Annotated in this window: 14 protein-coding genes and 1 pseudogene; 8 read left to right on the top strand and 7 right to left on the bottom strand. The window is 62.8% G+C overall.

What is annotated here, in order from left to right:
• The first annotated feature begins 263 nt into the window (after positions 1 to 263).
• The 4 genes from CEC48_RS28285 to CEC48_RS28270 all read left to right on the top strand — a co-directional run bounded on the left by CEC48_RS28285 (position 264) and on the right by CEC48_RS28270 (position 7,096).
• Positions 264 to 2,384, top strand: coding sequence for a TonB-dependent receptor (locus tag CEC48_RS28285; RefSeq protein ID WP_088426748.1), 2,121 nt, complete (start codon positions 264 to 266; stop codon positions 2,382 to 2,384).
• Positions 2,385 to 2,410: 26 nt separating this feature from the next.
• Positions 2,411 to 3,985, top strand: a complete 1,575-nt coding sequence (locus tag CEC48_RS28280; protein ID WP_088426746.1) for an FAD-dependent oxidoreductase — start codon at positions 2,411 to 2,413, stop codon at positions 3,983 to 3,985.
• Positions 3,986 to 4,010: 25 nt separating this feature from the next.
• Positions 4,011 to 4,502 (top strand): RidA family protein, encoded by a 492-nt coding sequence (locus tag CEC48_RS28275; RefSeq protein WP_088426744.1) that lies wholly within the window; start codon positions 4,011 to 4,013, stop codon positions 4,500 to 4,502.
• Between the two features lie 134 nt (positions 4,503 to 4,636).
• Positions 4,637 to 7,096, top strand: a complete 2,460-nt coding sequence (locus CEC48_RS28270; RefSeq protein WP_088426742.1) for a TonB-dependent siderophore receptor — start codon at positions 4,637 to 4,639, stop codon at positions 7,094 to 7,096.
• Between the two features lie 129 nt (positions 7,097 to 7,225).
• Here CEC48_RS28270 and CEC48_RS28265 read toward each other — a convergent pair whose 3' ends face one another.
• The 5 genes from CEC48_RS28265 to CEC48_RS28245 form a co-directional block, all read right to left on the bottom strand.
• Positions 7,226 to 8,113: a LysR family transcriptional regulator gene (locus tag CEC48_RS28265; RefSeq protein ID WP_088426740.1), complete on the bottom strand. Its 888-nt coding sequence runs from the start codon at positions 8,111 to 8,113 to the stop codon at positions 7,226 to 7,228.
• Between the two features lie 182 nt (positions 8,114 to 8,295).
• On the bottom strand, positions 8,296 to 8,919 hold the full coding sequence (gene ycaC / locus CEC48_RS28260; protein WP_176438797.1) for an isochorismate family cysteine hydrolase YcaC: 624 nt from the start codon (positions 8,917 to 8,919) through the stop codon (positions 8,296 to 8,298).
• Positions 8,920 to 8,937: 18 nt separating this feature from the next.
• Complete coding sequence (locus CEC48_RS28255) at positions 8,938 to 10,776, bottom strand: amidohydrolase (protein ID WP_088426736.1); 1,839 nt, start codon at positions 10,774 to 10,776, stop codon at positions 8,938 to 8,940.
• The gene (locus tag CEC48_RS28250; RefSeq protein ID WP_088426734.1) at positions 10,773 to 11,366 is read right to left on the bottom strand and encodes an antibiotic biosynthesis monooxygenase; all 594 of its coding nucleotides are present in this window, start codon (positions 11,364 to 11,366) and stop codon (positions 10,773 to 10,775) included. Before CEC48_RS28250 ends, CEC48_RS28255 begins: the two co-directional genes overlap by 4 nt.
• 80 nt (positions 11,367 to 11,446) lie before the next feature.
• On the bottom strand, positions 11,447 to 12,355 hold the full coding sequence (locus CEC48_RS28245; RefSeq protein WP_088426732.1) for a LysR family transcriptional regulator: 909 nt from the start codon (positions 12,353 to 12,355) through the stop codon (positions 11,447 to 11,449).
• 205 nt (positions 12,356 to 12,560) lie between these two features.
• Between CEC48_RS28245 and CEC48_RS28240 the strand changes: the two genes are divergently transcribed.
• Together CEC48_RS28240 and CEC48_RS28235 are read left to right on the top strand one after the other, a co-directional pair.
• The gene (locus CEC48_RS28240; RefSeq protein WP_088426730.1) at positions 12,561 to 12,956 is read left to right on the top strand and encodes a helix-turn-helix domain-containing protein; all 396 of its coding nucleotides are present in this window, start codon (positions 12,561 to 12,563) and stop codon (positions 12,954 to 12,956) included.
• 65 nt (positions 12,957 to 13,021) lie between these two features.
• The gene (locus CEC48_RS28235) at positions 13,022 to 15,814 is read left to right on the top strand and encodes a winged helix-turn-helix domain-containing protein (RefSeq protein ID WP_088426728.1); all 2,793 of its coding nucleotides are present in this window, start codon (positions 13,022 to 13,024) and stop codon (positions 15,812 to 15,814) included.
• Here CEC48_RS28235 and CEC48_RS28230 read toward each other — a convergent pair.
• Together CEC48_RS28230 and CEC48_RS28225 are read right to left on the bottom strand one after the other, a co-directional pair.
• Positions 15,761 to 17,308 carry a winged helix-turn-helix domain-containing protein gene (locus CEC48_RS28230; protein WP_088426726.1) on the bottom strand — a complete coding sequence of 516 codons (1,548 nt, stop codon included), beginning with the start codon at positions 17,306 to 17,308 and terminating at the stop codon, positions 15,761 to 15,763. The genes CEC48_RS28235 and CEC48_RS28230 overlap by 54 nt on opposite strands.
• Before the next feature lie 88 nt (positions 17,309 to 17,396).
• Positions 17,397 to 18,347, bottom strand: a complete 951-nt coding sequence (locus tag CEC48_RS28225) for a GlxA family transcriptional regulator (RefSeq protein ID WP_088426724.1) — start codon at positions 18,345 to 18,347, stop codon at positions 17,397 to 17,399.
• Positions 18,348 to 18,529: 182 nt separating this feature from the next.
• Between CEC48_RS28225 and CEC48_RS28220 the strand changes: the two genes are divergently transcribed.
• On the top strand, positions 18,530 to 19,252 hold the full coding sequence (locus CEC48_RS28220; protein ID WP_088426722.1) for a pirin family protein: 723 nt from the start codon (positions 18,530 to 18,532) through the stop codon (positions 19,250 to 19,252).
• A 136-nt stretch (positions 19,253 to 19,388) separates the two neighbouring features.
• Positions 19,389 to 19,707 (top strand): annotated as a pseudogene (locus CEC48_RS28215) (phage infection protein); the annotation flags it as partial.

The raw sequence follows: 19,707 nt of genomic DNA, 5'->3' as shown, positions 1-19,707 counted from the left end.
GTGTTTCAGTCACTATCAATGTTGACTGAGCGACCGCATTCGCGAGCAAGCCCGCTCCCACATTTGTTTTTTGTGGGTTGAAAAACATCATCAGTCTTACGCATCAAAGCCAAACATTTACATACCTATTTTTTATAATTAACTTATAACTAATCGGACTTTTACGCCCGCCATTTATACAAATACTGTTACATCCAGTACCGACCCCTGACCAGGTGGAGGCCCAGTTTTGCCTAAACCGTCAACCACCTCAGGGGTCCATCATGAGTCCTACCGCCGTACCCAATCGCCTGACACTGGCCATCTCCCTCGCTCTGTTCGGCCTCACCGCCCACGCCGATGACACCGCCCTGCCGGTGGTCAACGTCACCGCCGAGCACCGCAGCGAAGACCTGCAAAAAACCCCGCTGGCGATTTCCGCGTTCGATGAAAAGGCCCTGGAAGACAAGCAGATCAACAGCGTGCGCGACCTCTCGGGCCAGGTACCGAACCTGACACTCAGCCGCCAGTCGATCTCCTACAGCGCCCAGACCTACGGCATCCGCGGCATCGGCGAAACCGACCCGATCCAGGAATCCGCGGTCGCGGTCTACGCCGATGACCTGTACATCCCCCGCGCGATTTCCTCGATGCTCGATTTCAACGATGTGGAGCGCGTCGAGGTGCTGCGCGGGCCCCAGGGCACGTTGTATGGACGCAACAGCAGCGCCGGCGCGATCCGCGTGATCACCCGCGACCCAACCCAGGAAACCCGTGGTTTTGTAGAGCTGGGCGCCGGCAACTACGACGCGCAGAACGCACGCTTGCTGATCAGCGGCCCGCTGGTGGACAACGCGCTGTTCGGCAGTTTTTCCGCTATCCGCCTGAGCCGCGACGGCACCGTGTCCGACCCCACCCGGGGCAAGGATGTGAACAACGTCGACATCCAGTCCTATCGCGGCAAGCTGCGCTACAAGCCGGTGGATTCGCCATGGGATGTGCAATTGACCCTGGCCGGCACCTTCGACCGTGGCGATACCACCAGCTATACGCCCTTCGATGCCAACGGGCATTTCGACAAGTTCAAGAGCTACAGCAGCCTCGACCCGAAAAACCGCCTGGACCAGGGCAGCTCGGTGCTGCGCGCGATCTACGCGATCGACGATCACCTGAATTTCAAATCGGTAACCGCCTATTCGGCGTTCCACCAACCGGTGGATTACGACAACTCAGGGCAAGCCGCGCTGATCCAGAACAACCTGATCCTGTACAAGCAGAACTACGCGACCCAAGAGTTCCAGCTCAACGGCGACTACGACGATTTCAGCTTCAGCACCGGCGTGTACCTGTACCGCGAAAAGTTCGACGCCGACCGCGACAACCTCACCTATTCCGTCGCCCGCAACCGGGTGATCGGCCAGGGCCAATACAGCACCACCAACACCGAAAGCTATGCGCTGTATGGCCAGGGCACCTACAAGCTCACGCCGCAACTGTCGCTGATCGCCGGCCTGCGCTTTACCCGCGAGCACAAGAATTTCGACTTCACCAACTACGCGATCAACACTGACCGGCAGATCACTGGCACCAACTTCACGGCCGAGTCGAGCAAATCCTGGCAGTCCACCAGCCCGAAAATCGGCTTCGAATACGCCTGGACCCCACACCTGAACCAGTACGCCTACGTCGCCAAAGGCTTCAAGGCCGGCGGCTACGATAACCGCGCACCCACCCAGGCCGCCGCCGAACAGGCGTTCTCCCCGGAAGACGTGACCACCTGGGAAGCCGGGGTCAAAGGCGACTTCTTCGACCAGCGCCTGCGGGCCAACGTCGCGGTGTTCTACAACGACTACAAAGACCTGCAAACCAACGCCTATGACCCCGCGCTGGGGGTGAGCCTGCGCACCAACGTTGGCCGTGCCCACACCTACGGCGTGGAGCTGGAAACCCTCACCGCACTGAGCCGCGACCTGCAATTGACCGCCAATGTCGGCTACCTGCAAAGCAAGTACGACGACTTCCAGAACGCCAGCGGCGCCGGGGTGGATGCCAACGGCAAACAACTGGTGTTCTCGCCACGCTGGAACGCGAGCGTTGGCCTGAACTACACCATTCCCGCCGGGTTGCCTGGCACTTTGCTTGCGGGCACCGATGCGCAGTTCCAGACCAAGTCCTACGCCAACGCGTTGAACGATGACATCCAGGAAATCCCGCAGCAGACCTTCTGGAACGCCAACACCCGCTACATCAGCGGCGACGGCCACTGGACCACCACCCTGGCGGTTAAAAACCTGCTGGACCGCGCCTATCCGCAGTCAGTGGGCTACGTGCCCTCAAGCGGCGCCCGCTACTACTCGGTCAACGACCCGCGAACCCTGTTGTTGACCGTGCGCTACGACCTCTGACAACCCGCTGTCTCAAGGAGCGAATCATGGCTTTTACCCGCAGGGAACTGATTTCCCGTATTGCCGCCGTGGGCGGTTATTCCGCCGCTGTCAGCGCATTGGGCGCACTGGGGCTGACGCCTCAGGCAGTGGCATCGAGTTTTACCCCGCTGCAACTGGGCAGCACCGGCAAAGGCAAAAACGTGGTGGTGGTCGGTGCCGGGATATCCGGGCTGGTCAGCGCCTATGAGCTGCGCAAAGCCGGTTTCAACGTGACGATCCTGGAAGCCCGCGACCGGGTCGGCGGGCGTAACTGGACGCTGCGCCGTGGCACCAAGGTCGACTTCGACGACGGCGTCAGCCAGACCGTCGACTTTGATGACGGGCAGTTTTTCAACGCCGGCCCCGCGCGCATTCCCAGCCATCACCAGACCATCCTCGGCTACTGCCGCGAGCTGGGTGTGGAGCTGCAGGTACTGGTCAACAGCAGCCGCAACGCCCTGGCACGGCCGGATACGCAGCAACCGGCGTTCCAGTTGCGCCAGGCGGTCAACGACACCCGTGGCCAACTCTCGGAACTGCTGGCGCGCACTGTCAGCCGTAAAGCCCTGGACCAGGACCTGAGCGTGGATGACCGCAAGGCGTTGCTGAGTTTCCTCAAGGTGTACGGCGACCTCAACGGCGACCTGCAATACAAGGGCTCGGTGCGTTCCGGCTACACCCGCGTGCCCGGCGCCGGTGATCAAACCGGCGTGACCCGCGCGCCGCTGGAGCTGCAAACCCTGCTCAATCCCAAGCTGTGGGGCGCGCTGGTGTTCGATGAAATCCCGGAGTTTTCCTCCACCATGTTCCAGCCGGTGGGCGGCATGGACCGGATTCCGTATGCCTTCTACGAACACCTCAAGGATGCGGTGCGCTTCAATGCTGAAGTCAGTGATATCCAGACCTCAGAGCAAGGCAGCCGCATCACCTACCGCGACCGTCTCAGCGGCAAGTTCCAGATCCTGAGCGCCGACTACGCCATCGTCACCGTGCCGTTGCCGCTGTTGGCGAAATTGCCAAGCAACTTCACAGCACCGTTCAAGCAGGCGATCCAGACCGCGCAAAGCGACCAGGCCAACAAGGTGGCCTGGCAGACGCCGCGCTTCTGGGAAACCGACTTCAACATCTACGGCGGCCTGTCTTACCTCGACCATGAAGTCAAAGGGTTGTGGTACCCCAGCGACCGCCTCAACAGCGCCCAGGGGATTCTGGTGGCGGCCTACAACACCAGCGAATCGGCCCAGGCCTTCAGCAAAAAATCCCTGGCCGAACAGTTCGCCTCTTCACGCCAGGCCGTGGAGCTGTTGCACCCTGGCCACAGCGCCAAGCTGCAAAAGCCGGTGGCGATCAACTGGTCGAAAGTCAGCTACAGCAAGGGCCCGTGGATCGTTAACGACGAAGTTGGCGAGAGCGCCTATCGCCTGCTCAACGAGCCCCAGGGCCGTACTTACCTGGCCAGCGACGCCCTCGCCCACGGCGGTGTCGGTATCTGGCAGAACAGCGCCGCCGACTCGGCACGGCGCATTGTCTCGCTGATCGGCCGCCATGCCGAACGCCAGCAACCGGGCGTTGCCGCCTGAAATTTCTCACTCAAGGAATGAACCGATGAAAATTCTTATTGCAGGACTGCTGATGACCGCCACCACCCTCGCCGCCCACGCCGATGAGATAAAGCGCGTGCCGCTGCCGAATTCCAACTTTCCGATCTCGCTGGCGGTGTCGGTGCCGCCGCAAACCGAGCTGTTGTTTGTCAGTGGGTTGCTGGCGGACGTGCATGACACCAAGGCGCCGAAGGACTCGTTTGCAGCGTATGGCGACACGGCGACACAGACCACCTCGATCCTGAACAAGCTCAAGGGCGTGCTGCAAAGCCAGGGCCTGGATTTGGGGGATGTGGTGCAACTGCGGGTGTTCCTGGTGGGTGACCCGACCAAGGGCGGCAAGCTCGACTTTGCTGGTTTGCAGGAAGGCTACACGCCGTTCTTTGGCAGTGCCGAGCAGCCGAAAAAGCCGGCGCGCACGGCAGTGCAAGTCGTCGCGCTGCCGTTGCCGGGCGGGCTGGTAGAAATCGAAGCGGTTGCTGCACGCAGACGCTGACATCAGTTTTTTGCAGGAGCGAGCTTGCTCGCGAAGATCGTTAACGAAAACGCGGGGCATCTGAATGAACACATTGCCCTCAGGTTCTTCGCGAGCAAGCTCGCTCCTACATTGGGTCAAGGAGCTTCACTCTCATGTACAGCCGTCCCTTATTGCTGCCGCTCTCGCTTGCGTGCGGCCTGGCTTCCTTCGGCGTCGAATCCGCCGAAGACCGCTCTCCCACCCTCGACACCGTGGTGGTCACCGGCAACCGTGGCGCCGAACAGCGCACCGTGACCACCAGCCCCACGCCCATTGATGTGATCAGCGGCGAGCAACTGCGCGCCGTAGGCAAGCCGAGCCTGCTGGAGGCCCTGGGCAAGCTTATCCCCTCGTTCAACCTGCCCGACCGCGCCGGTTGGGACGCCAGCGGCGTGGTGCGCTCAGCCACGTTGCGCGGCCTCACTGCCTCCCACGTGCTGGTGCTGGTCAATGGCAAACGCCGGCACACCAGCGCCACTCTGAACATCAACGGCATCAACAGCGGCGCCGCCCCCAGCGACCTGGACCTGATCCCGGTGGCCGCCATCGACCATGTGGAAGTGCTGCGCGATGGCGCGGCCGCACAGTACGGTTCGGATGCGATTTCCGGGGTGATCAATATCATCCTCAAGCAGACCACCGGCGGCAGTTCCGACACCACCCTGGGCCAGAACTACGACGGCAAGCGCGGCACCGGCCAGGAGGCGCTGAACTATGGCTTTGCGCTGGGTGAAGCCGGGGTGCTCAACGTGTCCCTCGACACCCGCTACCAGGAGCGCGACAACAAGGCCGGCAGCAACGGCTACAGCAGCCATTACTACCCGTTGGCGGATGGCTCGCCCGACCCACGTGAAGCCACCTCCAGCCACCACACTTATAAAGGCTACGGCTCACCCCGCAGCCAGTTGGGCGATGTGGCGTACAACCTCGACCTGCCGCTGAACGACGACCTGACGCTGTACTCGTTTTCCACCCTGGCCACCCGGGAGAATAACGACGGCCAGAACTTCCGCCTGCCCAACGGGCGCAACACCATCACCACTGGGCCCAATGGTTACCCCGACGGCTACAGCCCGTACTGGCTGGTCAACGAGACCGACTTTCAATCGGCCTTCGGCGCCAAGGGCAATGACCTGGGCGGCGGCTGGGGCTGGGACCTGAGCAGCACCTACGGGCGTAACTATGCCAAGCAGCGCACCTATGACAACCAGAACCCGTCGCTGGGCGAAAGCACGCCGAACAAGTTCACCTCCGGCATCTACATTGCCGACCAGCTCACCACCAACCTGGACCTGAAAAACAACTACGAGATCGGCCTGGCCAAGCCGCTGGATGTGGCGTTCGGCTTCGAGCACCGACGCGAAAGCTACGAGACCCGCGCCGGCTCCGAGGCGTCCTATATCGATGGCGGCTACGTGTTCCCGGCAGGCCATCCGCGTGCCGGGCAACGGCCTGACCCGGGCGCCCAGGTCACCAACGGCATTCGCCCCGAAGACGCGCAGAAGATCAGCCGCAACAGCGTCGCCAGCTATATCGACCTGGGCTTCTACCCCACTGAGCAGTGGTACGTGGGCGTGGCCGGGCGCTATGAGCATTACAACGAAGGCGTCGGCGGCACCCGCAGCGGCAAGCTCAGCACGCGCTATGCGTTCAACCCGGTGTTCGCCCTGCGCGGCACCATCAGTAACGGCTTCCGTGCGCCGTCACTGGCCAACGAGATCTTCACCGCGCGCTCCACCGGCTTCGACACCATCAATGGCGTGTACCAGTCGTATAACTACGTGATCCTGCCGGTGGATTCCGCCGGTGCCCAGGCACTGGGCGCCAAGTCGTTGAAGCCGGAGCGCTCGACCAACTTCAGCCTCGGTTTCGCGCTCACTCCAAGCGACGACTTGAGCCTGACGGTGGACGGCTACGTGATCAACCTGCGGGACCGCCTGGTGCTCAGCGAACGCTTCCAGGGCCCGGGCGTTGCGGCCTTGCTGGACAGCATCGGCGTACCGGCCACGGCGGGTGCCCAGTACTTCACCAACGGCGCCAACACCCGCACCTCCGGGGTGGACGTGGTGGGCAACTACCGGCAAAACCTCGACCGCTACGGCACGGTGAGATGGACGGCAGCGCTGAACTACAACCACACGCAAATCCTCAGCGTCAACGACACGCCGGCGCAGCTCAGCGCCCTGGGCGATTTTCAGTTACTGGGCCGCCAGTCGCGGGCGCTGATCACCAAGACGTCGCCCAGCAGCAAGATGATCTTCTCCGCCGACTGGGCGATCCACGACTTCGACGTCAACCTGCGCCTGACCCGCTACGGCACCTACACCGAGGTCAACAGTTCCAGCGACCCGAGCCTGGACCGCGCCTATTCAGCCAAGTGGATCACCGACCTCGACGTGGCCTATGCGATCACCAAGCAACTGACGGTGGCGGTGGGTGCGCAGAACCTGTTCGACAAATACCCGGATCACATCGGCGTGAAGAACTCCTCGTTCGGCGATAACTGGGGCAGCTATTCGCCGTTCGGGTTTACCGGCGGGTATTACTACAGCCGGGTGCAGTACGCGTTCTGAGTACACCTCCCCTTTAGGAGCGAGCTTGCTCGCGAAAAACGCAAGGGCAACGCGTGCTTTCAGGATGCCCGCGTCATCGTTAACGTCCTTCGCGAGCAAGCTCGCTCCTACAGGGGACCGTACGTTTGGCTAGCAACCGCCGGCCAGGCGTTCACGCAGGAACTCGATCAACGCCTGCACCGGGCGCGAGCTTTGGCGGTGCTGGGGATACACCGCTGAAAGGGTCAGGGACTCGGGCGCAAAGTCTTCCAGCAGCGTCACCAACCGACCGTCCTGCAGGGCTTGGGCGACGATAAAGTTCGGCAGGTAAGTGATGCCCAATCCTGCCACCGCAGCATCCCGCAGCAACTCGCCGTTGTTGACGCGCATGCGCCCGCTGACGTTTCGGGTGTGCGGTTTGCCGTCGACCTTGAAGTGCCATTGCACCTGGCGACCATGGCCGTAAGGCAGGCATTCGTGGTCGGCAAGATCGTCAGGATTGAGCGGTGTGCCGTGGTGGGCCAGGTAATCGGGACTGGCGCAGTAGACGCGCTGCACGCTGGCAATACGCCGGGCGATCAGGGTCGAGTCTTCAAGAATGCCGATGCGCAGCACCAGGTCGTAGCCTTCGCTGATCAGGTCTACCGGGCGGTCGCTGAGGTCCACTTCCACGGTGACGTGGGGGTGGCGTTGCAGGAACAGCGGCAGCAGGCAGCCCAAGTGCGCCATGGCGAACGACAGCGGTGCGCTCAGGCGGATGGTGCCTCGGGGGTCGGTGTTTTGCCCGGTGATGCCCTGCTCTACTTGCTCGACTTCGCTGAGCAGGCGCAAGGCGGATTCGTAGTAGCTCTGGCCCAGTGGCGTCACATCCAGGCGGCGCGTGGAGCGGTTGAGCAGGCGTACGCCCAGGCGCTCTTCCAGCTGGATCAGGCGACGGCTGACAAATTGCTTGGACAGGCCAAGGTGTTCGGCGGCGGCGGTGAAGCTGCCGGATTCCATGACCTGGCAAAACAGGCGCATGTCTTCGAAGGGGTTCATTGTCGCTGCTCGGTGGACACTGGACTGTTTTATAGCCGGTCAGTCGCCACACCACAAATCAAAATGTGGGAGCGGGCTTGCTCGCGAAGGCGGTGGATCAGTCGGTACATGTATTGACTGGCACACCGCATTCGCGAGCAAGCCCGCTCCCACATTGGATTACCTACACATTTGAGGCGGGGTTACTTGGCGGCGAGTGCCGAGTAGCTGTTCATCAGGTTGCGATAGTTGGGAATACGCGGCGACAGCAGGTTGGCCAGGCCTTCCATGTCGTTGCGCCAGTCCACCTGCAGCTCGCAAGCCACCGAGAACCAGTTCACCAGTTGTGCACCAGCAGCAGTCATGCGCGCCCAGGCCGCCTGTTGCACGGTTTCGTTGAAGGTGCCCGAAGCATCGGTAACCACAAACACTTCAAACCCTTCAGCCAGGGCCGACAGCGTCGGGAAGGTCACGCATACGTCAGTCACAACACCGGCGATGATCAGTTGCTTGCGCCCGGTGGCTTTCACCGCCTTGACGAAGTCGGCGTTGTCCCAGGCATTGATCTGGCCTGGACGCGGGATGTACGGCGCATCCGGGAACAGTTCTTTCAACTCTGGCACCATCGGGCCGTTGGGGCCGCTTTCGAAACTGGTGGTGAGGATGGTCGGCAGCTTGAAGAACTTGGCCAGGTCCGCCAGGGCCAGCACGTTGTTCTTGAACTCGTTGGGCGAGAAATCCTGCACCAGCGAGATCAGGCCGGTCTGGTGATCCACCAGCAGTACCACGGCGTCATCTTTGTTCAGGCGTTTGTAGGTCATGGGAATACTCCTTTGGTGATTGATTCAGAAGGCAAAACACGAGCAACCAAACGCGCCCCAGAAACCCTGGAAGTCGCTGACCGGCACGCTCGAGAGACGCGCCCGTTCATGGCTATGGGAATGCACGCCACACGGGCCGCTGCACTGGTGCACCTGAGCCTGTAGCGGTGATGTCGGACGCCAGTGGCCCGGCACCTTGACCACCGGCGACCAGTCCGGCAGCACGGGCACGCTGGGTGGCGCGAAGTCTTCAAAGTCGCCGGCGCCGTACACCACCTTGCCGCCGACCACGGTGAGCACCGATTCGATCCATTTGATGGCTTCTTCGTCGACGCTGAAGAAGTCCGCCGACAGTGCCGCCACGTCTGCCAATTGGCCGACCTTGATCTGGCCCTTCTTGCCCTGCTCGGAGGAGAACCAGGCGCTGCCATGGGTGAACAGTTCCAGGGCGGTGAGCCGAGGCAAGCCTTCGGCGTGCAGTTCCAGCCCGCCCACGGTGCGGCCGCTGACCATCCAGTACAGCGAGGTCCAGGGGTTGTAGCTCGACACCCGGGTGGCGTCGGTACCGGCGCCCACCGGCACGCCTTCGGCGAGCATGCGTTTGATCGGCGGCGTGGCCTCGGCAGCCTTGGCGCCGTAGCGCTCCACAAAGTACTCACCCTGGAACGCCATGCGGTCCTGGATTGCGATGCCGCCGCCCAGCGCCCGCACCCGCTCGATGTTCTGCGGGGTGATGGTTTCAGCATGATCGAAGAACCATGGCAGGCCGTTGAACGGGATGTCGCGGTTGACCTTTTCGAACACATCAAGCATTCGCGAAATGGATTCGTTGTAGGTGGCGTGCAGGCGGAACGGCCAGCGCTGTTCCACCAGGTGGCGCACCACCGGCTCCAGTTCCTGCTCCATGGTCAGCGGCAGGTCCGGACGCGGTTCGAGGAAGTCTTCGAAGTCGGCCGCCGAGAACACCAGCATCTCGCCCGCGCCGTTGTGGCGCAGGTAGTCGTCGCCCTGGTGCAGGGTCACGCTGCCGGTCCAGTTCTTGAAGTCGCTGAGTTCTTCCTTGGGCTTCTGGGTGAACAGGTTGTAGGCGATGCGCACGGTCAGTTGCTCAGCCTTGGCCAACTGTTCGATCACGGCGTAATCGTCGGGGTAGTTCTGGAAACCGCCGCCGGCGTCGATGGCGCTGGTCAGGCCCAGGCGGTTGAGTTCACGCATGAACTGGCGGGTGGAGTTCACCTGGTATTCCAGGGGCAGTTTCGGGCCCTTGGCCAGGGTCGAGTAGAGAATCATCGCGTTGGGCTTGGCCACCAGCATGCCGGTGGGGTTGCCGTTATTGTCGCGCACGATCTCGCCGCCGGGCGGGTTCGGTGTGTCCTTGGTGTAGCCGGCCACGCGCAGGGCTGCGCGGTTGAGCAAGGCGCGGTCATACAGGTGCAACACGAACACCGGCGTATCGGGTGCGGCCTGGTTGAGTTCGTCGAGGGTGGGCATGCGTTTTTCGGCGAACTGGAATTCGTTCCAGCCGCCCACCACCCGCACCCACTGCGGCGTGGGCGTGCGGTCGGCCTGGTCCTTGAGCATGCGCAGGGCGTCGGCCAGGGATGGCACGCCTTCCCAGCGCAGTTCGAGGTTGTAGTTCAGGCCGCCACGGATCAGGTGCAGGTGCGAGTCGTTGAGGCCGGGGATGACGGTGCGGCCCTTGAGGTCGATGACCTGGGTGCCACTGCCGCGCAGGGCCATGGCTTCACCGTCGGTGCCCACCGCGACAAAGCGTCCCTGGTGGATGGCGACTGCCGTGGCGCGCGGATTTTCACGGTCCACGGTGTGGAACTGGCCATTGAACAGAATCAGGTCGGCGTTCATAGGGTTTCCTTTACAGAGGCTTCAAGCCAGGGGGCGAGCAGGCGGGTGGCCGCCGGCATCATCAGGTAAACCACCAGTACAACGATGGTCACGGTGACCAGGAAGGTGGCAACGATGTAGTTGGACAGGAACGGATGCAGCTTCAATACCGGGCCCCAGGCGATAGGCACCAGCAGCGTCAGCGGCAGGATCACCAGCAGCGAGACCACCGCCTGTTTCCAGCGCGGCGGCTTGGCAGCGGAATCGGCCAGGGGCGAGAACCAGAACTCGTTTACCGCGCCGATTTCGGTCTGGTCACCATCGGCCAACATCGGTGCGGCTTCGTTGATCAGTTCCAGACGCTGCGGCGAATCCAACCAATGCTGCAGGTCATCGGTGGAGCGGTAACGCAGCACGCAGGTGAACAGCGCCAGGCCGCCCTGCTGACTGCGCACCACGTCGACGCCGAGGTGGCCGGGGCGCTCGCCGGCGATACGCACGATGCGCCGCAGCCAAGCTTCATAGTTGGCTTCATGGCCGGGCTTGATGCGGTGTTTGACCACCAAGGTGACAACCTCGTCCGGCCCGCCTTGCTGCGTTGCTGAGTCCATCGTGCCCCTCCCCTGAATACGTGAGCGATGGCCGCAGTGTGGGGTGTCGCGCAGTGGAAAAATTGGATGTACGTGCTCTGTTAGAGCGCCCGGGACATGTGTTCGCCAATCCGCGATCGCAACCAGCGCTCCGCCGGGTCGTTGTCGTGCACCCCACTCCACACCATCGACAGCTCTGCCGCATCGATGGCGAACGGCGGGTCTTCAGCCCGCAACTCACACCCTTGCGTCAACGCGCACGCGGCATAATCAGGCACCGTCGCAATCATCTCGCTGCCGGCCAACAAGGCCCGCAGCCCACTGAATTGCGGCACCGCCAACACCACTCGCCGGGCCCGGCCGATCCGCGCCAGGTCCAGGTCGATATTGCCGCTCAAGTCACCGGAAAACGACACCATGGCATGCGGCCGCGAACAGTAGTCATCCAGGGTCAACGGCTCCGGCCCGTCGTCCCCCCGCAGCACTTTGCACGGAATATCCCGCAGCTTCTTGCGCTTGGCATTGGCCGGCAGCTCCGTGGTGTAGCTGACCCCCACGGAGATCTCGCCACTGGCCAACAAGGCCGACATCAGCAAGTAGTTCGCGCGCCGCACCACCACGATGATCCCCGGTGCCTCTTCGCGCAGTTGACTGAGCAACGGCGGAAACAAGCCAAACTCGGCGTCATCCGACAGCCCTATGCGAAACACCGCGCAACTGGTGGAAGGATCGAAGTCCTTGGCGCGGCTCACTGCGCCGGAAATGATGTCCATGGCCGGTTGTAACTCCTTGAGGATAGCCACTGCCCGTGGCGTGGGCTCCATGCCGCGGCCATTGCGCAGCAACAGCGGATCATCGAACAGGTCGCGCAACCGGCCCAGGGCCGCACTGACGGCCGGCTGCCCCATGAAGAGTTTTTCGGCAACCCGGGTCAGGTTTTTTTCGAACATCAGGGCCTCGAAAATCACCAGCAGGTTCATGTCGACGCGGCGCAAGTCGTTGCGATTCATGGGGTTTACCGAGAGGTGAGGATACCGTCAGCTAACCATGTTCAAGGCGTGTGCAATTGCATGCCTGTGCTGTCTTTTTCCCGCATTCACCTGGCGAAATTAACAACGATTAACTCGCCAGCCAGACCGCCCGGAGCCAAAAATACGGCGGTCTACACTGGATTTTCATTCCCCGGGAACGCTCCCATCGACCACGGAACCTGTCATGGCCCGACTTGAGCACATCGCACCCGAACCACACTCGCGATCCGCCACCGGCGGCCTGTGTACCCGCCGTGAACGCATGGTCAAGCAGCTGATCCTGGCGAACCTTGGGGAAAGCCTGGAAGTCACCGAGCTGGCGCGCGCCTGTGCCCTGTCGCGCAGCCACTTCTCTCGCGCCTTTAAATGCAGTACGGGCCTCTCTCCCCAGGAATGGATTCGCCAACAACGTATCCAGCGGGCCAAGGAGCTGATCATCAGCTCCGCCTTGAGCCTGACCCAAATCAGCCAGGAATGTGGCTTTTGCGACCAGGCGCACTTCTGCCACATTTTCAGCCGCAGCGAAGGCGTGAACCCGATGACCTGGCGTAACCACCAACTTCGCGTGATTGCCGCCTAGTGGTGATTGCACCCCGGCACAAACCTCTGGAATATGCACCACAGACCTCACTCCAGAGCCCACGCATGAGCGACCCAAACGAGCAGGCCATGCATTTTGGCCCCTACCGGATTCACCCGCGCCAGCGCGTGGTGCTGGAGGGTGGCCGGCCGTTGCGCCTGGGCCGTCGGGCGGTTGATATCTTGCTGATTTTGTTGGAACACGCCGGCCAGGTGGTGAGCAAACAGGAGCTGATTGCCCGGATCTGGCCCAAGACCGTGGTGGAGGATGGCAACCTGCGGGTACACATGGCAGCCCTGCGCAAGGCCCTGGGCGACGGCCAGGCCGGGCAGCGCTATATCGTCACCGTGGCCCAGCGTGGCTACAGTTTTGTTGCACCCCTGAGTGTCGAGCCCACGGCGTTGGAGGGCGACAGCGCGGGGCCCCACCCAGGGCACAACCTGCCGCTGCGCCGCACCCGGATGCTGGGACGCCAGGCCCTGATCGAAAACCTGGTGCAACAGTTGCCTCAACACCGCTTCATCACCCTCACGGGTGCGGGCGGTATCGGCAAGACCACCGTCGCCCTGCGGGTGGCCGAACTGCTGATCGGGCGTTACCGCGACGGCATCCGCCTGCTGGACCTGGCCCCCTTGAGCCAGCCCTCGATGATCGTGCCCAACCTGGCCGCCCTGCTGGAGCTTACGCCACCGAGTCACGACCCCTTGTCCGGCCTCGCCGGCCTGCTGCGCGAGCGCCAGATGCTGCTGGTGATCGACAACTGCGAGCACCTGCTCGACGATATTGCGCTGATCAGCGAAACCCTGCTGCGCAATGCCCCCCATCTGCACATCCTGACCACCAGCCGCGAAGCGCTACGCGCCGAAGGTGAGTTCGTGCAACGCCTGGAGCCTTTGGCCTGCCCACCGGCCACTGGCGACCGCGCCGAAGCCATGGCGTACCCCGCGCTGCAATTGCTGGTGGAACGGGCACTATCGCGCTGGGACGGCTTTGAGCTGAGTGACGCCGAGCTGCCCCTGGCCATCGATATCTGCCGACGCCTGGACGGCATTCCCTTGGCGATCGAGCTGGTGGCGGCGCAAATCAAACGCTTTGGCCTGCAGGGTTTGCGGGTGCAGATGGAGGATAACTTTCGCCTGCTGACCCGCGGTCGACGCAGCGCCCTGCCCCGGCACCAGACCCTGCGCGCCACTCTGGAGTGGAGCTTCGACCTGCTGACCGCTTGCGAGCAGATATGCCTGCGACGCCTGGCGGTGTTCCGGGGTGGTTTCACCCTGGAATCGGCGGCGGCAGTGATCGACGGTGAGCACATTGCGCCGACCGAGGTGCTGGGCTCGATCACGCAGTTGGTGGCCAAGTCTTTGCTCAACGTTGAGGTGGGCGATGAAGCGGTGACCTATCGGCTGCTGGACATCACCCGGACCTATGCCCTGGAGAAACTCAGTGCCGCCGGCGAGCTGGAGGCCAGCCGTGAGCGACACGCCGCCCGGTGCCTGACGCTGATGAATCAAGCGCAAGCCGACTGGGAACAAGTGCCCACCCAGCAATGGCTCGACCGTTATGCAGCCTATCGCGAAGATGTGCGTGCCGCCCTCGACTGGGGGTTGAGCCAGGACGGCGCGCCGCTGCTGGCCATCCGCTTGACGGTCAGCGCGATGCCGCTGTGGCAGGAGCTGTCGCTGCTCACCGAGCATGGTTTGTATGTGGGCAAGGCCCTGGCCCTGCTTCAGCAATCGGCCGCACCCTGCGCGCACTTGCACCTGCAACTGCAGTTGGCCCTGGGCAGTTTTTCCTATCACACCCAGGGCGCAACCCCGCAGACCATCAACGCCTTTGAACAGGCACGGCAACTGGCCGAAGGCAGCCACGATGTTGCCGGCCAGCTTCGGGCCGTGTCCGGCCATATGGCGGTCAACCTGTGCAACGGTAACTACCGCCAGGCCCTGCGCCAAAGCCTGCATTTTGACCGCCTGGACCCCAACGCCCAACCGCTGCTGGACTTGAGCGCACAGCGCCTGCGGGTACTGGCGCAACATTTTGCCGGTAACCAGGCCCTGGCGCGGCACAACGCCGAACAGGTGATGCAGCGTATGGCCCACAGCGGCCACCTCAACCGGTTTACCCATGGATTTGGCGTGCAGTACGACCAGAGCGTGGCGTCGCTGACGGTACTGGCGCGCATCCTCTGGCTCCAGGGTTTCCCCGAGCGCGCCTGGCGCACCGCCCGCCAGGCGCTGGAGCTGGCGCTGCACATCAATCACGGCACCTCGATCTGCTACACACTCGCCCTCGCGGGCGTCGTCATCGCCCACTACAACGGCGACAACGCGACCGCAAGATCGATGCTGGAGCTGTTGTCGCAGCAGGCGCGCAAGCACTCGGTGCTGCTGTTCGACACCTGGGCCAGGCATTACGCCTGGGCATTGGACGGCGTGGAGCACGAGGAAGAAGCCGAGGGCATGGGCCTGATCAACGACATCGTTGTGACCCTGCACACGCGGGACGTGGATGAGGCCAGCTTCGAACGAGCCCGACAGGGCGACGCCGGTTGGTGCACCGCAGAAATCCTGCGGGCCCGGGCCGAATCCCTGCTGCACCAGGCTGACGCGCTCGCGGTGCAGGCGGCTGAAAGGCTGTTGCTGGAAGCGCTGGGGCTGGCTCATCGGCAGGGCGCCTTGGCCTGGGAACTGCGAAGCGCCTTGTCCCTGGCCAGACTATGGCAACGCGGGGGCCGACACACTGCCGCGCGCGAGCTTTTGCAAGCGGTCTATGAGCGCTTTACCGAAGGGTTTTCCACGCCAGACCTAGTGAACGTGCGCCGCCTGCTCGACGAACTGCACCACAAACTGCCGGCCTGAAAACGGCCCAAGATAGTGCCCGTAGCCTTGCTGCAACAACCTCACCTGTGCAGGGTCACCCAGACGGGCCAACGCGTAGGCGCGTACGCAATTGAGCAGGCGATAACGCCGGGGGCCGGGGCCGGGTTCAACGGCCAGCAGCGAGGTAGCCACCAACCGTGCCAGCAGATAAGGCACGTCGGCGTGTTCCAGCTCAGTGCCGGCAATCAGCGCGCCCAGTGTCGGCAGGGTCACCGCCATCTTGAACAGGCCCAATTGGAGAAACAGCCAGCGCTCCGGCAGGCTCAGGCGATCATAGGTCCAGTCCAGGGCCGCGCTCATGGATTGATGGCGCCTTACGGCCGTCCGCCGCCCGCGAGTCAGCACCTGCAAGCCGTTCGCCAACTGCGTTTGCAGGCCCTTGACGCCCAGGGCATCGACCTGGGCCGCCGCCAGCTCCAGGGCCAGCGGGATGCCGTCGAGGCGCCGGCAGATATCCCGCAGGGGCGCCAGGTCTTGCCTGCGCAAGTCAAAGCCCTGCTGGCAGGCCTGGGCCCGGCTGACAAATAGCTGCACCGCAGGATAAACCAGCGTTTGCTCGACGCCGGCCAATGCCGACAACGGCGGCACTACCAGTGCGGGTACCCGCTGAACCCATTCACCGGGGATATGCAGGGCTTCGCGGCTGCTCAGCAACAGCGTCACCTGGGGCGCCATTTCCCGCAGAGCGAACACCAGGTTGCGACACGCGGCCAATGCCTGTTCACACCCATCAAGGACCAGCAGCAATTGGCGCGACGCCAGTTGCCGGCAAACGCCTTGCAACGTGCCACCCGGTTCTACGTCAATCCCGAGCGCCTTGGCCAATTGACGAACCACGCCCGATAGCTGGCTGATACCGGCCAACTCCACCCGCCACACACCGTCGCGATAACGCGGCAACACCTGTGCGGCCAGGTACAGGGCCAGGGTGGTTTTGCCGATGCCGGCGCACCCGGTGAGCGTCATCAGCGTTTGGCCCGGCAAACGCCGGGCAAGGGCATGCACCAGCGGGTCCAGGCCGAACACCGGTACCAGGCGCGCCGGCAGGTTATGTTGGGGCAAGGGCTGCGCAGGTTCTGCGTGCACCGGCTGCGTCGCGACAAAACAATAGCCGCGCTGCGGCAGGTTGATGATATAGCGCCGCCCGTCCTCGCCATCGGCCAGGGCACGGCGCAAGGCCGCAATGTGCACCCGCAGGTTGTTCTCCTCCACCACACTGCTGGGCCACACGCGTGCGATCAGGACCGTCTTGCTGACAAACTGCCCGGCCTGCTCCACCAGCACCGCAAGAATGTCCAGGGCGCGCCCGCCCAACGGCAGCGGCCGGCCCTCTTCGCACACCAGGCGCTGCTGGGGGTAAAAAGTGAAGGGGCCGAAGCGCACTTCACATTCAGGTTCAATCGTATGAAGGCTGTTCATGCTCGTCAAAGCGCTGAAACACCCGGCCTTGGGCGCCTGCGCATCCTTTTCCATGAGACTGGCAGCTATCTTGCCAGCTACCGGTGACAGGACAATGCTGGCGCAGGGATCCACACGGACATTCAGGTGCGCCAGACGGACATCAGCTGAATTGCTGGCGGTATTGGGTCGGGTTCAAGCCAAGTTTTTCACTGAACAGAAAGCGCATATGCCGCACGCTGCCAAACCCCGCGTGAAACGCTACGGTCTTGAGTGGCAGGTCGGTGCTTTCCAGCAGGTGCCGGGCGCGATCGATGCGGGCGCCTTGCAGGAAGGCCATCGGGGTCATCTGCACTTCCTTGGCAAACACCCGAGCAAAGTGTCGTGTGCTCATACCGGCCAGTTGCGCCATGGACTCGATGGTAAAGGCCTGGTCCAGCCGCTCCAGCACATGCGTCTGCACCCGGGTAATCGCGGTTTCCTGGAGGGCCACCGCTGCGGTCATCGGGCTGAACTGGGCCTGGCCACCCTGGCGCTTCATGACGACCAACAGCACCTTGGCCACGTCGACGGCCACTTGCTTGCCGTGGTCCTGGGCAACAATGGACAGCGCCAGGTCGATGCCCGCCGTCACGCCGCCCGAGGTGATGAGCCGGCCGTCCTGCAGGTAGATGCGGTCGGTCTCGACCACGGCCTTGGGAAAAGCCTTGATCAGCCGTTCGGTGTAATGCCAGTGAGTGGTCACGCGTTGGCCGTCCAGCAAGCCTGCGTACCCCAGCACAAAGGCACCGGTGCAAATGGAGCCGAATCGCCGGGCGCGGGGCGCCGCCGTATTGAGCCAGGGCAACAGGGCGGGATGGCATTCGTTGTAGGCGCCGGGGCCGCCGGGGACCAGCAACAAGTCATAAGCTTCAAGGGCCTGGTCCAGTTGCAGGTCGGGGTAAACCACCACGCCATTGGAGGCTCGCAGCGGCCCGGGCTCGGTACCGATGGTCAGGATCTGATAATGGGCTGGCGGCTCAAGGTAGCGATTGGCAATAGAGAACACTTCCAGTGGCCCGGCCATGTCGAGCAGGAGGAAGTCTGGAAACAGCGCCATGGCCACGGTTTTCATTGTAAGGAATTATCCGTTCAGGGAGGTGAATCCTCGCATTATGACACGCCATCAACTGTCAACTCATACAGGACAGTTATTCCAATTTCAGCTTCTTAATCAACCTTTCGCTAACCAGTAACCTTGTCCTCACACCGAAGCCCTGCATCTCGCAGCCCGGCTTCCCTTGAGGAGAACACCCCATGCTGACCCTTCGCAAAGCCTCGGAACGCGGCGCCGCCAATCACGGTTGGTTGAAGTCGTTCCACACCTTCTCGTTCGCCAACTACTGGAACCCCAAGGAACAGGGTTTTTCCGACCTGCTGGTGATCAACGATGACCGGGTTGCGGCCGGCAAGGGTTTCGGCCAACACCCACACCGCGACATGGAGATTTTTTCTTATGTGCTCGAAGGCGCCCTGGAACACAAGGACACCCTGGGCACCGGCTCGGTGATTCGTCCCGGCGATGTGCAACTGATGAGCGCCGGCAGCGGCGTGGCCCACAGCGAGTTCAACCACAGCCACACCCAGGGCGTGCACTTCCTGCAAATCTGGATCGTGCCGGACGTGGCTGGCGCCGAACCGCGCTATCAGCAGGAGCACTTCACCGAGGCGCAAAAACGCGGCCGGTTACAGTTGATCATCTCGCCGGAAGGCACCGACGGCTCCCTCGGCGTACGCCAGGATGCACGGGTGTATGCCGGGCTGTTCAACGGCTTTGAAACCGCCAGCCTGACCCTGGCCCCGGAGCGCTACGCCTACATCCATGTGGCGCGGGGCAGCATTGAAGTCAACGGCCAACGCTTGCACGAAGGCGACGGTGCCCGAGTGCGTGATGAGCAGGAAATTTACCTGAGCCATGGCGAGGATGCCGAGGTACTGGTGTTCGACCTGCGCCCTCAGGAACTGCCGAAAATGCCGTGATGGTCAGCGCGATGGCCCGCGAAAACGGGCCATCGCTGGCGCCGATAGTCACCATCAGCGCAATGAAGTTCTCTAAAAAAATCCACCGCGTAACATCACATCCATACCAACCAATGACATCCCGGAGCACACAATCATGAAACGCAAAATCTTTCTTGGACTGGCTTTCTCGGTACTCGCTGCACACGCTTTCGCCCAACCTGTAGTCGCTGAAGGCGGCGCGGATCGCCTGATCGACAGCCGCGTAGCTGAAGGTGGTGCTGACCGCCTGATGGAAAACCGCGTAGCCGAAGGTGGTGCCGACCGCCTGATGGAAAACCGCGTAGCCGAAGGTGGTGCTGACCGCCTGATGGAAAACCGCGTAGCCGAAGGTGGTGCCGACCGCCTGATGGAAAACCGCGTAGCCGAAGGTGGTGCTGACCGCCTGATGGAAAACCGCGTAGCCGAAGGTGGTG

It is taken from the genome of Pseudomonas sp. K2I15 (assembly GCF_002204795.1).
In the GTDB taxonomy this organism is placed as follows: domain Bacteria; phylum Pseudomonadota; class Gammaproteobacteria; order Pseudomonadales; family Pseudomonadaceae; genus Aquipseudomonas.
The sequence above is the reverse complement of the archived record's forward strand: the minus strand, read 5'-3'. Positions and strand labels throughout refer to the sequence as shown.

Bases quoted from the DNA above. Each gene is read 5' to 3' on its own strand.
- CEC48_RS28285 (WP_088426748.1), top strand. From the start codon at position 264: ATGAGTCCTACCGCCGTACCCAATCGCCTGACACTGGCCATCTCCCTC.
- CEC48_RS28280 (WP_088426746.1), top strand. From the start codon at position 2,411: ATGGCTTTTACCCGCAGGGAACTGATTTCCCGTATTGCCGCCGTGGGC.
- CEC48_RS28275 (WP_088426744.1), top strand. From the start codon at position 4,011: ATGAAAATTCTTATTGCAGGACTGCTGATGACCGCCACCACCCTCGCC.
- CEC48_RS28270 (WP_088426742.1), top strand. From the start codon at position 4,637: ATGTACAGCCGTCCCTTATTGCTGCCGCTCTCGCTTGCGTGCGGCCTG.
- CEC48_RS28265 (WP_088426740.1), bottom strand. From the start codon at position 8,113: ATGAACCCCTTCGAAGACATGCGCCTGTTTTGCCAGGTCATGGAATCC.
- CEC48_RS28255 (WP_088426736.1), bottom strand. From the start codon at position 10,776: ATGAACGCCGACCTGATTCTGTTCAATGGCCAGTTCCACACCGTGGAC.
- CEC48_RS28250 (WP_088426734.1), bottom strand. From the start codon at position 11,366: ATGGACTCAGCAACGCAGCAAGGCGGGCCGGACGAGGTTGTCACCTTG.
- CEC48_RS28245 (WP_088426732.1), bottom strand. From the start codon at position 12,355: ATGAATCGCAACGACTTGCGCCGCGTCGACATGAACCTGCTGGTGATT.
- CEC48_RS28240 (WP_088426730.1), top strand. From the start codon at position 12,561: ATGGCCCGACTTGAGCACATCGCACCCGAACCACACTCGCGATCCGCC.
- CEC48_RS28235 (WP_088426728.1), top strand. From the start codon at position 13,022: ATGAGCGACCCAAACGAGCAGGCCATGCATTTTGGCCCCTACCGGATT.
- CEC48_RS28230 (WP_088426726.1), bottom strand. From the start codon at position 17,308: ATGGAAAAGGATGCGCAGGCGCCCAAGGCCGGGTGTTTCAGCGCTTTG.
- CEC48_RS28225 (WP_088426724.1), bottom strand. From the start codon at position 18,347: ATGAAAACCGTGGCCATGGCGCTGTTTCCAGACTTCCTCCTGCTCGAC.
- CEC48_RS28220 (WP_088426722.1), top strand. From the start codon at position 18,530: ATGCTGACCCTTCGCAAAGCCTCGGAACGCGGCGCCGCCAATCACGGT.